The organism is Asticcacaulis benevestitus DSM 16100 = ATCC BAA-896, assembly GCF_000376105.1.
GTDB classification, from domain to species: domain Bacteria; phylum Pseudomonadota; class Alphaproteobacteria; order Caulobacterales; family Caulobacteraceae; genus Asticcacaulis; species Asticcacaulis benevestitus.
This window is the reverse complement of the sequence record NZ_AQWM01000015.1, coordinates 1-14,528: the sequence shown is the minus strand read 5'-3', so window position 1 is coordinate 14,528 and position 14,528 is coordinate 1. Positions and strand designations below refer to the sequence as shown.

The window sequence follows — 14,528 nt, the reverse complement described above, 5'->3', positions numbered from 1 at the left end:
CTTCCTGATCAACCCGAAATGTGGCCAGAGCTAAAATGCATTCAATAGTGTAAAAATGCGATGCGTCACGACCATATCGAAAAGATCTGCCGCCAAGCGCGTCAAGTTGTCGAAAACCATTTCAGGCTCAGTGTCCAAATTTTCGGCTTCGTTGAGAGAAACTATTCTTTGCGATTCAAAACCCTTATCAAATACGACGCTACTCCTACTAAAGCAACTAAATCCCAATAGACAAAACCTGCTAAAGCCTATTTAATATAGGTGGACAATAGCCATTTCGGTTATTTGAGACCGACATCAAAACAACTCAATAATGGCATTCTCCGCCGACGTAATATGCGACATGTGACTTGCCTTCGTCATATTTTCACGCGCTGCTCTGCGATCCAGAGAATGTTTTTCGAAACTTTGGACGGTAGAATTTGACGATATGAGGGCTTCTGTCAGGCTTTCGGAATGGTGGGAAATATTGTTGAGAACTTCCGTGACACTGTTCAGCCTCTGGCGTGTGACATCCTGGAACTGGATCGACCCTATGAGTTCGACGACTGGTTGGGCAATCTGTTCACTCTCGACCTGCACCCTGGACATGATGGCGCGTTGCTGATCCACGAGACGCTCCATGTTGCGACCCAACTCGTTTATCGCCGCAACTATGGCGTCTAAATCCTTGCGTTCTTCACGATCCTGCTGCCCAACCATAATATCGAAGTTGGCTGAAATGTCCCCTTGCAAGGCCCTCAGCCCGTCTCCTATATCCTTGGCCGCCAGGTCAGTTTGACGTGACAAAATCTTGACCTCAGATGCCACGACGGAGAACCCTTTACCGAAATCTCCGGCCCGCGCCGCCTCAATGGTAGCGTTGAGCGCCAGCAAGTTGGTTTGTGTAGAGATGGCACGAATTGTCAAAACTATTTTATCAAGTTGCTCGGCCGATTTTCCAATCTTGGTGAGCCGATCGCGGCTATCGTCCATCGCCCGCGTGCGGCGGTCAAGAAACTCTGCCAATATCTCGCGGTTGGTATTCAGGTGATCTTCCGTCTGCTCAATGATCTTCATGATTTTGTCATGCGAACTGTATTCAAGAAATTCTATCAAGGTCATGACGGAATGATCCACCTTGCGTAGCTGCGCGATGATGTTGGCCGCCACATCTTCCGTATCTACGACGACACTCTGAATATGGCCGCACAGGGTTTGAATGATCGGATTGCAGGCGGGTAATTCTTCCGCCAGACGGCTCATGATGGCGTGAAGGGCCAAAGTCGGGGGGGCGTCATCTAACGGCGGCGGCAATTCAACTGATGCTTTGGTGTCTGAAGCGACTGGGCCGAGACCCTTGGAGGCCACAGCCCGGGGCTCGGCGACGCGACCTAAATACCCAGCTACGACCAGTGTCGTTGCCGTGACCAGCGTAGTCAGGATAAGTCTCAGGCCGACCGCGGAGAGGCTTGTCTCCAAGCCCAAACTATAACCCAATGCAGCCGTCAAAAGGACAGCCAGGACTATGCACCCTACAAGTGTTATGATCCCAAAACGCGGCCTCATATGTCAGACTCCTGGCACAAGTTGTCGTACGATCTGCATCATGGCTTGAGGCTGAACAGGTTTGACCATCCATCCCGTCGCGCCGGCAGACTTGGCTTCATTGCGCTTGTCCTGCTGGGATTCAGTGGTCAACATCAGAATCGGCACGAAGGACATGCCTGGTAATTTGCGAACCGCTCGAATGAGTTCGATGCCATTCATCGCGCCCATATTGAGATCGGTGATCATCATTCTAATCTTCAGTCCAGACTGCAATTTGCTCAAGGCCTCTTCACCACTGGAGGCCTTTTCAACTCTAACACCAATCTTTATGAGCATGTTTTCCATGCTCATAAGCATGGTTGGAGAGTCGTCAACAATAAGAATCGCATTCGCCATGGTGGATGCCTTTATTTAAAAGTTTAATGTGAAATGTTTTAATCAATATTCCACAAACGGCTTAGTTGTGATGTAAGTATTCTATAATCCTTCGCGCCTCTGCTTTGCGGAGAATATACAGATATTGGCTCTTGAGCTGAGAAGGCTTCAGCTAACCGAATATCGGTTCTGATCCCATCCAAAATATATTTGACACCAAGCTCGCGACCTACGTCGCTCAAAATCTGACGCTGATGATTGATCCGGTCATTGATCATGACCGGCAGTATGCCAAGCAGCATTAAGTCTGGCTTGATCGTGGTTGTAACCCGATAGAACAACCGTATGAATTGGCGTATGCCCTCTGCCGACAAGGCATGGGGCACCATCGGCACCAAGGCTGCGTCAGCCGCAGCCAACGCGTTCAGCAACGAAGGATCAAGCGAGGGCGGCGTATCAAGGATGACGATGTCAAACTGTTGTTTGACATCGTCGGACGCTAACTGCCGATCCAGCAAACGCACGTCAAGTTCGTTGGTTTCTCCCCGACCAAGCCCGCGCCATGCCCCTTCAAACGTCCTGTCGGCAGGGATTACGCTGACATTTTTGAAACTTGTCCGACGAATGGCCTCGCTGAACATGCCGGATTGTGGGTTAAAAATCGTATGTGCCGTTGGCTCATCACGACGAGCGACCACCCCAAGACCAATCCCGGCATGTCCCTGGCTATCGAGATCAATCAGCAAGATTCTCTGGCCGCGTAATCCCCATTCGCAGGCGAGGTTAACTGCCGTCGTCGTCTTGCCGCACCCCCCTTTGCGGTTGCAGATCGCCAGAACCCTGGTCATCCTTCGCTCCGAACCAGCGTGCGGATCAGGCTTGCCAGATCTTTGGATTGTGGCACGCCCGTTATTTTCGGCTGCCCGGCGATAAGGGTTTGCAGCAGCGCAGTGTGCATGGATTCGCATGAAGACAGGACAATTTCGACATCCTTGATGTCAACAAGCGCCTGCGCCAACGTCAAGGCTTCTTCAACCGTGCAGTGACCATCAAAGCGGATTACATTACCTTCAAAGACAAGCGGCATCAGACAAGCTCCTTCAGGTCAAGGACGAGTAGCACCCGACCATCGCCGAGTAAGGTTGTGCCTGAGAACCCGGGTATCCCCGCGACGATACCCTCCAGCGGCTTGACGATGACATCCATGCCGACGCGGAAATCATCGATCACGAGCCCCACCAGGCGCCCATCTATGCGGCAAACGAGAACAGCTTCCGCATCATCGACCAAAGGCCGGGCAGGCAGGGACAGAAGATCCGCCATACGCACCAAAGGAATCAACTGGTCGCGCAGGACAAAGGCTTCTGCTTGTTTGATCTTGTGAATCCGCTTGGTTTCAACCCGAACGGTCTCAACAATCAAATCCATGGGCACGCCAAAAAGATCACTAGCGGCTTCAATGATCATGACGCGTGTGACGGCCATGCTCAAAGGTAGCATCAGCTTGGTATTGGAGCCTTCCCCGATCCGCGATGTGACGCTGACGCGTCCACCCAGCTTTTCGATGGCCGTGCGCACCACATCCATGCCGACGCCCCGGCCAGACAGATCGGAGATTTTCTCCGCTGTGGAAAAGCCCGGTCGGAAGATGAGGTTGATGGCTTCCTGATCTGAGAGGCGGCCGGCCTCGTCCGGCGTGATGACACCTTTTTTGACGGCGGAAGCCCGGATCTTAGCCGGATCCATACCGCGCCCATCGTCGTTGACTTCGATCACCACATAATCCGCTTCCTGGTACGCCTTTAGCCCGATCGTTGCGCACTGCGGTTTGCCCGCGGCCACACGTTCAGCCGGTGGTTCGACACCATGATCGAGAGAATTACGCACAATGTGCAGTAAGGGGTCATTGAGGGCTTCTATGATATTCTTATCGGCAGCTGTGTCCCCGCCTTCTATAACCAGGCTGATGTCCTTGGCCAGTTTGCGCGAAAGATCACGCACCAGGCGCGGGAAGCGATCAAATACATCGGCGATAGGCAGCATCCGCACCTGCATGATCGCCGCCTGCATTTCCTGGGCAAGACGATCAATGATCGCATACTGTTCCTTTATTTCACGGGACATTTCACGTGAGCCGTGCACCTCTTCGGCGCGCCTGGCCAGGAATGGCAGGCTGTTTTTTGAAACCACCAGTTCCCCGATCAAATTCATCAAGGCATCAATCTTGCCCTGATCGACCTTCAGTATGCGAGATGGCGCCTGCTTTGGATCGGCCCTTATACTGGCATCGCGCTCATCCTGGGCGCTTCCTTTGTCCGCCTCGTCTACTTTTAAAGGCTGTTCAACGGCTGCTTTCGATAGGCTTGGAGCGCCATTTTCGGCCCCCGCAAACGATGGTATATCTGCAACCAGCTTTTCCAGAAGATGAAGGAAGGGATCAAAGCTCCCCGCCTCCACACACTGTTCGCCAGCGGTCTCTACGCTATCGAGAAGCTCATCACGATCAAGCGACCTTAGCAGGTTGCTGACAGTCGCCTTAGGCCCGGTCAGCACTGACGGCTCAAACGGGATCTCTTGCAACCCGCGCATTTGGCTTGAGATAATATCTAGGGCGCGCTTAAACGGACGCCTGAGCGCCGAAGGAACAGCAGGCGTCGCGTGCACCTGCGGCCGTCTAAACGTCCCCGTTAGAACAGCTTCGATCAGGGCCGCAACGAGGGACTTGTCAGGCGTCGAAGCTTCCAAGGCACTTGCCAGCCAGAGCAAGGCCTTCGTGGAGGCCAAATCTGGCCCTGTAACGGCGCCAAGCGCTTTCGCACTGCGGGCAATCTGCGCAAAGGCGTCACGGGCCAGCAGTTCAACAGCTTCGTTATAAAAGTCTCCGAACACCGCTAAGTCCGAGGGCAAACCCGACACAACGATCAGGTCTTCAGCGTAGACCTCCGTGAGGACGACGTGGTCCAGTTCGTAGCGCAGATGATGTTCGATGTCAGATTTAGGCGCTACGGATAGTGCCTGAAAACGCAGGTTGCAACGATAGGGATCAAGCTCGGTGATGGCGGCGAAAGACGCGACAGGAAAGGCGGTCAGGCTGATCAGGCCCGGCAATGACAACATCATCGCCAAAGGATCGGTTCCATTGAAGAAACAATCATCAGCAGGCTGATATTCAACACACTGAACGGAAAGCCCGGAAACGAGCTGTGCAAAAGCCTCGAACCGATCGTCAGGATCGCAGCCATCTAGCGCACTGGCCGCCAGACGTCGAAATTCCGGTTCCGCATCGGCCCCTGATTTGCCATCAACGGCAGTCTCTCCGGATTTGGAGAATGCTTGCTTCAATACGGTCGACATTGATTGAGAAATGCGGTCGGCATCCTCAGGCAGGGTCGCCTCAGTCTCCAGATGATTGATCCAAACCCCAACCTGATCCAGGGTACTGAGAAGATGATCAACCAGTTGCGGATCGATGTTCAACTCTTCGGCGCGAACGGCCCCGAGCAGATCTTCCGCCACGTGAACCAGGCGTGTCAAAGCCGGCACATCGAAGAGACCTGATGATCCTTTCAGCGTATGAACGGCGCGAAAAACCTCATTTACGACAGAAATGTCGTTCGGGGTTTTCTCCAGCTTCAATAGGCCTGAAGAAGAGGATTCAATCAGATCTCGCGCTTCCGGAATGAAACGCGCGAGCAGGGATTTCATACCCGTACCCCCGTCAGCATATTGGCTGTCAGCGCCAGATCGGTTGGATCTGCTGGTTTGACGATGTAATAATTAGCCCCGCATTTGAAGGCCATACGTTCATCCGACCGGCCGGACTCCGTGCTGATGGTAATGACCGGAAGCGATACCAAATCAGGGTTGCGGCGTAATTCGCGGATCATTTCATAGCCATCCATCTTTGGCATATTGATGTCGACCACGACCAGATCAAAGTGTGACATCATAGCCATCTCAAGACCTTCCAGGCCATTGGAAGCCTCGGCAACCTCGAATCCAGCATCTTCAAGTGTGCTTCGATAGAACATTCGCGTTGTCACACTATCTTCTACGACTAGAACCTTTTTCACGATCATGCTCCTTAGCCGGCTTTCTGATAGACGACCGTCTCGCCAAATTTTCGAGGTTTAAATAAAGATGAAATTCGGCTCATGCTTTCAGAATGGCCAAGGCAGATGAAACCGCCAGGGCTTAAGCATTCATACATAAGCTCAACCGCCCCTCTTCTTGATATATCGTCAAAATAGATCAAAAGGTTGCGGCAAAAAATAATATCAACGGATCTATAGCGCGACATATGCAGTGGATCGATAATATTAGTTACCGAAAAATCAATCGATTCACGCAACTCTTCACGGATCAAGTACTGATCGACACCCGTCTTCGAGAAATATTTTCTTCGCAGCTCAGGCGATAACCGTTGTAATGACCTTTCGCCATAGACGCCACGTCGCGCCTGAGTGACCACGCGTGTATCAATATCTGACGCACAGATCTCAATCGCATAACTATCCGCCAGAGCCCATTTCTCCAATATATGGATCGCGATGGAATAGGGCTCTTCACCGGTCGAGCAAGGCAGCGACCAGATCTTGACGGAGCGCCCTGCCGGACGTTCCTGCGCGATTTCAGGCAACATGCCATTGCTCATAGCATCGAACTGATAATCTTCACGTAGGAAGTAGGTCTCATTGACCGTCATGTTGTTGATGAGTTCCTGCCACTCATCACCGGACATCTGAAACCGCAGAAGCGAGAAATAATCACGAAAACTTTCAGATTTTGTTTTCTCAATTCTTTCTTGTAATCGCCGCTCTACAAAGTAGCCCTTCTTATCAGTGAAGACAATTCCAGTTTTTTTGTAGAAAAATTCACAAAATTTCGCGTAATCTTCGGATGTAATTGTAACATGATGTTCGTTCGACTTACGTAGTGCCTCTCGCATAATCTACCCCCTGTAGCCTTTTGATGGCAAGGGAAACGGCAAACTTGACGAAAGGGGCCTCGGGAAAGCGCTCACCGAGTTGTTGAATTGAGTCAATCATGGATTCATCGCCGATCTCCAATAGTCCGTCTAGAGCTGCCATACAGACGTTTACATGAGGATCACTTTTAATAACGCCTATCAGTACATCAGGCGTTCGCGGGTGCTTTGTTTCACTTAGAATATTGGCGGTAAAAATACGCACATCACTATCCCAGTCCGTGAGTAGCTGTTCAAGTATAGGCATGGCTTCGTCCGGCATGTCCTGCAAGACTTCAATCACCTCATTACGGAGCGTTGCGTTTTCGCTGCGCAAATGCTCGACAAGACCGCGAATAACATCCGCGGACCTTAGCCGGATAAGCGTGTTCAAGATGGCCGCCCGCACGCTGGCCCGGGGCTCTTCTGCCAAAATATCACAAAGCTGAGGACCACATTCTGGATAGTCACGCAGATTGTGCGCCGCTTGCCGCCGCAGGGCGGTTGATCCCCCGCCTAGCAGATCGGCTAAAAGTTCTGCTGGACCTACAAAATCAGTGGCAGCCAGAGTCTCAACAGGGTTTGGTATTGATGGTTTAACTAACATAGCTGCGCTCTCCCATTCGCTCTCCCCTTGCGTTCAGCCATGTGTTGAGCTGACCGGCGATTTTATGACTTGGCAGGACGATAGATGCGCCGCCGCGTTTGATTAATTCATTGGGCATGCCAAAGACAACGCACGTATCTTCATTCTGGGCGATTGTCAGTCCACCACGTTTTTGTATCTGCGCCATGGCACTGGCGCCATCATCTCCCATGCCGGTGAGTTGAACCCCTATAAGCCTATCCGCTGGAAAGATGTCCAAAGCGCTCTGCACCATTCGCTCAACGCTTGGATGCCACAGGTGATCACGGCTGGCGGGGACAGGTGTCGCCGAATACCCTGTACCGCGTCGTGTAACGATGAGGTCCGCATCCCCCTTAGCGATGTATATCGTCGAGGGCTCAATCGGCATTTGACGTTCCACCTCGACGACCGGCATTTGGCAGATTCCGTTCAGCCGACGCGCAAAAACACCTGTGAAACTACCCGGCATATGCTGCGCGATTAATACGGGCCATGGAAAACCCTTCTCCAGATAAGGCAGAATTTGCTCTAACGTGCCAGGCCCCCCTGTAGAAACTCCGACAAGGACAAGTCCCGCCCGCCCATGCCTGTCAGGACCACGCGTAGGCGTAGGTATAGATGCGCGCTTTGTCGATGTTTCTATTCGTTTGTGCGTATTAATGATGCGGTTAGTCAAACCAAGACTGCGGCGAATTCGAGCACGTGAAGCCATGCGAATTTTGGTCACAAGTTCTCGTTCGATCTTATCGATAGACAATGAAATCGTACCATCGGGCTTTTGCACATAATCAACCGCTCCAAGATTAAGCGCTTCCAATGTGGCTTCGGCCCCCTCTTGTGTCAGCGAAGATACCATCACAACCGGCTTCGGATTGGTGGCCATAATCCGCGAAAGGCAGGTCAACCCATCCATAACCGGCATATTGATATCGAGGGTGACAACATCAAATTCATCCTCCTCAAGAACGGCTAGTGCTTCGGCACCGTTACGTACGGCGCGTGTGGTAAAATCACCTGCCGATTCCAGAAGCCCCGTGAGGTGCTTTCGCATCAATGCAGAATCGTCTACGATTAACACTCTAATCATTTCCAATACGACCCATACTTGAATAAATTTCCACAAAAGGCAATCATTTTGCGCATAGCTGCATTTCATGAACAATTAAACAAAGAACTACATTGAATATACTTCAATATTTTTAGCTATAAGCATTTCCACAAAGGAATTAGTTTTCGCTAAAACTTATTGCTTATTGTTGACATTTCATCAGAATTCAAAAGCTGCAACACATCAAGCAACATTATTATACGTTTTTCACCCTCAAGATTGGCAACCCTGCGTATAATGCGCTTTTGTTCTACAGAGAGTTCCGGCGCCGCGGCGATGGTGTTCAGCGGGATACGCCGCACCTCCGTTACGAGATCGACGATGAAACCGGTGCGAACACCGCCGATGATAAAAACCATGATGCGTTGGCGGTCATTGCGATCGATGCTCTCTAACTGGAAGCGTCGGCGCTGATCCACGACCGGCAAGACAACGCCACGCAGATTAATGACACCCTCGATGAAGTCCGGACACTTGGGGATACGGGTTAACTCAGAAGGTACGCGAACAATTTCCTGCACACAGTCAATGTGCACGCCGTATTCTTCGCCCTTTAATATGAACAGGACGAATTGCTCGTCATCAACAGCCTCCGATGAAGACGTGGCGACGGAATCAGCCTGAGATCTCGCCATTTCATCTTCCCCTGAATTATGCAAGTGATCCAACTCAGCTTGATCAAACATGTTTTCCGCAGCCAGAACGGACACCAGACGACGGCCGCCCTGCAAACGACATATCGAGGCGATATTATTTCCCGGCCCAATGCCCCTTAACAGATCGGGCACCTCTTCCATTTCATCGCGCCTGACACGCAAGACTTCTCGCACGCTATCCATAACGACCCCAACAGAGGTCTCACTATTGCCATCAGGGGAAATCACCGCCACCTTGTTGGCGTCAGTCATCTGCATCCTTGGCAAGCCAAAGAGCTCCCGCAGGGATACCAATGGCAACAACCGATTACGGAGGGTGATGACCCCCAGGACATGGCTGGCCGTGTTTGGGACGTCTGAAACATGCTCAGGCAGTTGTACGATTTCTTTCACCTTCTCGATGGGGAAAGCATATTCTTGGCCAGCCACCTCAAAACTGACCAATTGATCCTCTTCTACGACGGCGCTCTCCGCCTTCAACGCTTCTGACACGGTGGCTTCGGTCGCTCTTACCACCTTGAGCGTATCCGCGTTTAACAGGTCCTGGAATTCCCGTTCCACAATAAGACGAGCATCAAGGATAACCACCATGGAGTGACCATCCTTCTCCTTAATTATGCCTGTAACGAAGTCGACATTGATCGAACTGCTGATCGTGCTGGCCGGCTCAATCTGCTCTGAACCGACTGTGACGACGTTGGCCATTCGGTCGACAATAAGTCCAATCGGACGGCCATGATCAAGAACCACGACGCGAGTCGAGTCATCATGAAGGGCTTGCGGGAAACGGAACACCTGCCTCAGATTGAGGACAGGCAATACGCTTCCCCGCAAATTAGCCAGACCTTCGAGCGAGGCTGGGCTGAGCGGCATGTGAACGACATCCGGAACGCGGATGATTTCCTGAACCTCGGACAAGGAAACAGCAAAGCGTTCCCCTTCGACGTGAAAAATTACAAATTGATGGAGTTCGGCTGCGGAAGCATTTTCCACACTCTCCTGGGTCGACTTGACGGCAAATTCTTCCTCAAGCGTCTCCATAGCTTTAGCGACCACAGACATGATAAACGTCCCCTTTCAGTTTAGAAGTTTATCCAGCCTGTAATTCATCAGCCAGAGATGCGATTTCCTCAACAGCGGCCGCCAATTGCTCCGCTCCCTTGGATTGCTCGCGCGCCGCATTCGTCGCTTCACCCGAAGCACGCGTAGCCTGTTGGGCTGCGGCCGATACCTGTTCAACACCCGTTTGCACTTCACGGACCACGCGGATGATGTCGTCAGTTCCCGCCAGCACCTCTTTGTTAGCAGTCAAAACCTCCCCCATGTCGGTGGCAATGGCCTCCAGATGGGTCGAAATCCGGCGATTCTTTTCAATTTCAGCGGCTGCCGCATCCCCAATTTCCAGAAGATCACGGCGCACAACCACGATCATGTCCTGGATCGATTTGACCGTATCTTTGATCCGCTCGGCATTTTCAGCGCTGTCGCGGGCCAGGTTACGGATATCGGTCGACACAACAGCAAAGCCCTTGCCAAATTCACCGGCCCGCGCGGCCTCCACCGAGCCGTTAACGGCCAGCATGTTGGTCTGTATCGACACAGTCGTAATCACATCAACGATCTTATCGATACGACGGCTGACCTGCTCCAAGGCAGCCACCTGCTCGCGCGTGGCACGCCCGGCCTCCACCGAGTTGTGAACGCCTTGAATCAGATTGTCGACGCCAGTCTTATTTTCCTCCAAGAGCGCGGAAATCGTATTGCCACGATCCAGCGCCTCCTGAGCCCGGTTTTGCGAAAGAAGCGCTCCCTTTTCAATCTGACTTATCGCTGCAGAAGATTGCTGGGTGGCCGCACCTTGCTGTTGCGCCCCTTTGCTAATCTGTTCCAGCGCAGTCATAATTTGAGCCGAAGCCCGGTTTATTTCTTCGATGGCGCTGGACAGCTCTTCTCCCGCAGAAGCGACCTCTTCCGCACTCTTGCCGATGTTGGCGCTGTTCTTTAGCTCTTCACTGAGCTCAGCAAGCTCTTGCGCTGCCTGGTCGCTCTGGGTGAGAGCAGCGGTTTGCTGTTCAATGGTTTTTTGCGCCTCTTCGCAGGCGGCGCCCTGCTCTTCGGCGGCAGCAGCTATCACTTCTGCCCCCTTCTGAGCTTCGACGGCAGCAGTAAGAGATTGGATGTTGGCAACCGAAATTTCTTGGCTGCCCTTAATGACCGTCAGCATGTCGACGCGAACCTGCTCCAGACGCGTGGTGACCTGCATGCCATTTTCGACATCGCCACGAGCGGCACTCGCAGAGTTATTGATCCCCTCCGCAATGATCTTTACGTCCTTCTGGATTTGGGCAACCAGATCTTGAATATCACGAGCCGATTTTTCACTGGTCTCCGCCAAGGTGCGCACTTCATCAGCGACAACCGCAAAACCCTTGCCGTGTTGGCCGGCGCGCGCAGCTTCAATCGCCGCGTTAAGTGCCAGCAAGTTGGTCTGATCCGCAATGTGAGCCACAGCCTTTACGACTTCACCAATATTCGCAGCCTGGACATCAAGTTCTTCCACCAACTTAACCGAGGCGACCTGACGATCAGAAGCCCGGCCAATGGCATCTATCGAAGCGGCAATGTGCCCCGCCACATCGGCGATCATGCCCTGCAAGGCCTGCGTCTTGACCAAGGACGCATCCGCTAGATCTTTGGCAGCCTGAATCAAGCCGCGACCATGGTCCACAGCCTTCAACGACTGCTGTGATGCATTGGCAGCCTCTTCGGCGCCAACAGCAATCTGTTCTGTAGCCTTGCGTAACTCCTCTGCAGCCGAAGCAGCCTCGGCGATACCGCTGGACAACTCCGCCGTCGCCGTGGCTATCCGCTCCGCGGCCTTTTGCTGCCGCGCAAACGTGCGCGCACGACGCTTTTGCGCGTCTGCGGCCAGATTTCCGCCGCCGCTACTGCGGACAACGTCATCAGCCTCGTATTTGTGAGCGGAAGATTGTATACTATGTTTCTTAGCTAGCGCCATTGCTGAATCCTCAAATACAATTCATGTAACCAGTAATTACAACTATTAATTCTCACAATATTAATGCAGCAGACATTTTGAACAATTTAATATTGCAAATATGCTGTTGCGCCCAAATTTACTGCTGTTTCCGACCAGGAAGCGAACTTGAATATTGCTACGTACTTCTAATACGGTACAATTTGGTGGTAAACAAAGTGTTAACTATATTCTAAAATGGACTATTTTTAAAGCCTGCGGCTGCACTGTGTTGTGAAATAATAAGAATGCGCAACATTTGATTATTATTTATGCCCAGAGTTAATATAAATTATCGACCAAAGACATATCGCTTTGGCTTAAAGTTTAATTAAATTACCTCCCCAAAGAACATTTAAATGAATTCTAGCGCAAGAATATACATTCCAAAAATCCAACAAATTCAAAAGCATTTCGAGTTTCGCGCCTCCGCAAGTACGGCTGAATATAAGATCTCAAATCTAGCTCGCCCGACAGATCTAACACTTCCAGCATATCGGCAGCCTGCTTTGCGCGAAAAATTATTCTAAAATGGATTTTATTCGTACAATGGCAGAATGTATTTTGAGCAAATGCGCGCGCGCCCTACACACCAAAGCGAGAAATGAGAGACTCTTTGTGATGCCCCTCCTCCATTGTGACGTCAGCAATATATTTGGGAGGAAAAATATTCGGATATAGCCCCATGCAGAATAACGAAAAAAACGTAGAGAAATATATTGTCGCCTTTTTGCTACTTGAAGGTGAAGAGAAGGACTTACGTCTAGAAAAAACTTTAAATTATCTACAAGCAGAAATACATGAAAATGACTATGTCATAGTAAATTCGGATTTCTTCTTAACCTACCAATCAGAGGGCAATACGTCTAAAGAATTCATTATTTTAATTGCCACACAACAAGCTTTAGACAGACTAAAAATTCTAGATATTATTGATAACAAATGGCGAGTGTTGTCGGAACTTCTTACGTATAAAAATCTCCGGAAAATAACTGAGTCTGAAATTAAAGAATTAAAATTCCTTATAGGTTAGATTTTTTTACAGCCTGCCTTTTTAGTTCGTTATGGGCATCTTTGATGATGTCCGACGGATTTATACTTAAAATCAGGCAAATATCGAGAAAGTCTTGGACATCGAGTCGGCGATCCATATTCTCAATTTTGGTTATCGCAGATTGGGTTTTTCCCCATATTTGCGCCAGTTCTGTTTGAGTCATACCGATTTTTTTTCGGGCACACACAAGACTGGTTATAATGATGCGGTAAGAGGCTGTATCGGGTATGGGCATATTTTTGATTTTCCTGCGAAAACTAGATCTAAGTTGCTTCGCGGATTATTCCAAATTGGCTCGATGGTAACGTCGCTGTGATTACGGTCGGTAGGGAGAGTTGGATCAGTTCGTTTTAACACGCAGCGGGCCGAGATAGGTGGATGCCGCAAGTTTCTGTTTTGCCCTGAGGTGTCCTGAGGTGTCCATGAAAAGGATCCGTCGCCGCCTTCACGGCGAAAGGCCCCTAGCCGAGGCGGTCAAGTCTCACGCGCCACGCATCAGCGCACGAGGGACCTCAAAGCGACTTTAACCTGAAATTCGTCTGCCTGATTCGCTAGGGCCGCCAGCTCCAAAAGCCGGTTCTAAAGGCCTAAATCGCGGCAGCCATGCATTTATTAGCCTGTCAAAAACTTCCGGTGTCGGGGCGTTGCGAGACGGCACCCGTCTTCTATGCCACTCTTCTCATTCAGAAACAGAAAGTGAACTGCCGCAATATGTGTTCCGTATTTTTTCCGTACGACTTCCCGCACCAACGCTAAGTCATTGAAAATATGGAGGACCCAAGAGGATTCCAACCTCTGACCTCTGCCTTCGTAAGGCCAAGGCCGAGTTCCTGCTTGAGTTCCTGATAATCTCGCTCAATTCGCCACCGCAATTTGGCGATGCTGACCAGATCTTCAAGTGACGTGTCGGCTGGCAGGGTGGCAAGCCAGTATTTGAGCGGCGCTTCATCGCCTTCAGGCCATTCGATCAGCAGCCATTCCTCAGGGCGGGGTTCTGTCAGGTTATAGTCGCGGGAGGCCGGGTGCAGCCAAAGAGCTGTAAAGCGTGAACTCAGGTCCACATTCGTACCTTCTCGCCAGCAGACCGTTTTCCAGGCCTCGGGCGGCAGCTCCCGTGCCAGCGCCTTGGCCGAGATGGGCGCGTGGTCGGGATTACGTTGCAGCAACGACGGTG

The 14,528-nt window shown here is 51.2% G+C and carries 13 protein-coding genes and 1 pseudogene; 1 reads left to right on the top strand and 13 read right to left on the bottom strand.

Going from position 1 to position 14,528, the window contains the following annotated elements; all coding sequences use genetic code 11:
• Positions 1–297 precede the first annotated feature (297 nt).
• From B060_RS0114570 to B060_RS0114520, 11 genes are all read right to left on the bottom strand, one after another.
• Entirely contained in the window at positions 298–1,491 is a 1,194-nt protein-coding gene (locus B060_RS0114570) for a methyl-accepting chemotaxis protein (protein ID WP_157405646.1), read from the bottom strand.
• Positions 1,492–1,551: 60 nt separating this feature from the next.
• Entirely contained in the window at positions 1,552–1,926 is a 375-nt protein-coding gene (locus B060_RS0114565) for a response regulator (RefSeq protein WP_018082532.1), read from the bottom strand.
• A 38-nt stretch (positions 1,927–1,964) separates the two neighbouring features.
• Positions 1,965–2,753: a ParA family protein gene (locus tag B060_RS0114560; protein WP_018082531.1), complete on the bottom strand. Its 789-nt coding sequence runs from the start codon at positions 2,751–2,753 to the stop codon at positions 1,965–1,967.
• On the bottom strand, positions 2,750–2,992 hold the full coding sequence (locus B060_RS0114555; protein WP_018082530.1) for a hypothetical protein: 243 nt from the start codon (positions 2,990–2,992) through the stop codon (positions 2,750–2,752). Before B060_RS0114555 ends, B060_RS0114560 begins: the two co-directional genes overlap by 4 nt.
• Complete coding sequence (locus tag B060_RS0114550) at positions 2,992–5,610, bottom strand: chemotaxis protein CheA (RefSeq protein WP_018082529.1); 2,619 nt, start codon at positions 5,608–5,610, stop codon at positions 2,992–2,994. The genes B060_RS0114555 and B060_RS0114550 overlap by 1 nt, the downstream gene beginning before the upstream one ends.
• Positions 5,607–5,978, bottom strand: a complete 372-nt coding sequence (locus B060_RS0114545; protein ID WP_201768080.1) for a response regulator — start codon at positions 5,976–5,978, stop codon at positions 5,607–5,609. The genes B060_RS0114550 and B060_RS0114545 overlap by 4 nt, the downstream gene beginning before the upstream one ends.
• 11 nt (positions 5,979–5,989) lie before the next feature.
• Positions 5,990–6,853, bottom strand: coding sequence for a CheR family methyltransferase (locus B060_RS24695; protein WP_031220408.1), 864 nt, complete (start codon positions 6,851–6,853; stop codon positions 5,990–5,992).
• Positions 6,834–7,478, bottom strand: a complete 645-nt coding sequence (locus tag B060_RS0114535; RefSeq protein WP_031220406.1) for a HEAT repeat domain-containing protein — start codon at positions 7,476–7,478, stop codon at positions 6,834–6,836. The genes B060_RS24695 and B060_RS0114535 overlap by 20 nt, the downstream gene beginning before the upstream one ends.
• Positions 7,468–8,655, bottom strand: coding sequence for a chemotaxis-specific protein-glutamate methyltransferase CheB (gene cheB, locus B060_RS24690; protein ID WP_236621572.1), 1,188 nt, complete (start codon positions 8,653–8,655; stop codon positions 7,468–7,470). The genes B060_RS0114535 and cheB overlap by 11 nt, the downstream gene beginning before the upstream one ends.
• Positions 8,656–8,735: 80 nt before the next feature.
• The gene (locus tag B060_RS0114525) at positions 8,736–10,325 is read right to left on the bottom strand and encodes a chemotaxis protein CheW (RefSeq protein ID WP_018082524.1); all 1,590 of its coding nucleotides are present in this window, start codon (positions 10,323–10,325) and stop codon (positions 8,736–8,738) included.
• A 28-nt stretch (positions 10,326–10,353) separates the two neighbouring features.
• Positions 10,354–12,282, bottom strand: coding sequence for a methyl-accepting chemotaxis protein (locus B060_RS0114520; protein ID WP_018082523.1), 1,929 nt, complete (start codon positions 12,280–12,282; stop codon positions 10,354–10,356).
• 703 nt (positions 12,283–12,985) lie between these two features.
• Here B060_RS0114520 and B060_RS0114515 point away from each other — a divergent pair.
• Positions 12,986–13,333: a hypothetical protein gene (locus tag B060_RS0114515; RefSeq protein ID WP_018082522.1), complete on the top strand. Its 348-nt coding sequence runs from the start codon at positions 12,986–12,988 to the stop codon at positions 13,331–13,333.
• Here the strand turns inward: B060_RS0114515 and B060_RS24685 are convergent.
• Together B060_RS24685 and B060_RS0114505 are read right to left on the bottom strand one after the other, a co-directional pair.
• The gene (locus B060_RS24685; protein ID WP_018082521.1) at positions 13,323–13,589 is read right to left on the bottom strand and encodes a helix-turn-helix domain-containing protein; all 267 of its coding nucleotides are present in this window, start codon (positions 13,587–13,589) and stop codon (positions 13,323–13,325) included. The two genes, B060_RS0114515 and B060_RS24685, sit on opposite strands and share 11 nt — an antisense overlap.
• Positions 13,590–14,146: 557 nt before the next feature.
• Positions 14,147–14,528, bottom strand: a pseudogene (locus B060_RS0114505) (IS701 family transposase); the annotation flags it as partial.